The organism is Gracilibacillus pellucidus, from assembly GCF_033949965.1.
Lineage (GTDB): Bacteria > Bacillota > Bacilli > Bacillales > Amphibacillaceae > Gracilibacillus > Gracilibacillus pellucidus.
Genome location: NZ_JAWZSR010000029.1, coordinates 1 through 944, shown reverse-complemented (window position 1 = coordinate 944; position 944 = coordinate 1). Strand labels below are relative to the sequence as shown.

The window sequence follows — 944 nt, the reverse complement described above, 5'->3', positions numbered from 1 at the left end:
TAAATGAGAATGTAATTTTTTAAACAAAATTACATTAATGTCAAACTGGTAATAATCAGCAAGTACAAGAACTAACCCTTCAACTACATTAAGTGCATTAGAATAGGCAAGATATAATTCTTCTTTATCTAATTTTGACGTAATTGAAGCATACTCACCATACGCCTCATCTGAAAGGTCAACTTCTAAGTTCTTTGTAGCGTTTAACCACCGTTCTACATTTTTTTCACGAATCCTAATTAATTGTAAAACGTATTTTTGAACATATGTTAGGCACTCCAATGAACGTGCAATTTCCCTTCTCTTTAAAACGTTTATACCCATAAGCCATGCATTAACAAAATTATTAAAAGCAAAATTGACATTATCATTTGTCATTCGTTCTGGCCCATTGCCTTTTAGATAATCTAAGCTTGGTTTTAATTTTCCTGTAATATCATAAATAAACATGGATTGTGTGTCAGGGAAAACACCTGTGTCTTTAAATGTCTTGATAACTTCAATATCAGATTCAGCCTGAAAATGAAACTCCCCTCTAATTAAATTGGAAAACACGACAACTTCAGTTCCAAATTCGTTAAAAAAGAGTAAATCATATGGGGCAATATCTCTAATCCAGTCGGAAGATTTAAATTGTCCAATTTCCGTATTCTTTAAAAAGACATAAAACTCAACATCCGAGTATTGGTCGCCTTCACCTTTTGTAAACGATCCATACATCATACATGCGGAAATACGAGGATCTTTCTCACATTTCTCTTTAATTATATTAATTAATTTTTCCTGTAATAGCATATACAAAATAACCTCCTAAGTTTTTTAAATTAGAGAGACTTTTGCATATTTACCACTGGACAACATGAGCAACACATACCTAATGCTCCTTTCATTTACAACCAATTAAGCATATCAAAATTATTAACATGCTACAAGTATACTTATTT

The 944-nt window shown here is 31.2% G+C and carries 1 protein-coding gene; it reads right to left on the bottom strand.

All coding sequences use genetic code 11. The features are described from left to right. The coding region (locus tag SH601_RS17570) for a nucleotidyltransferase domain-containing protein (RefSeq protein ID WP_319959628.1) at nt 1–795 on the bottom strand (795 nt) is incomplete at its 3' end. Nucleotides 796–944: the final 149 nt, after the last annotated feature.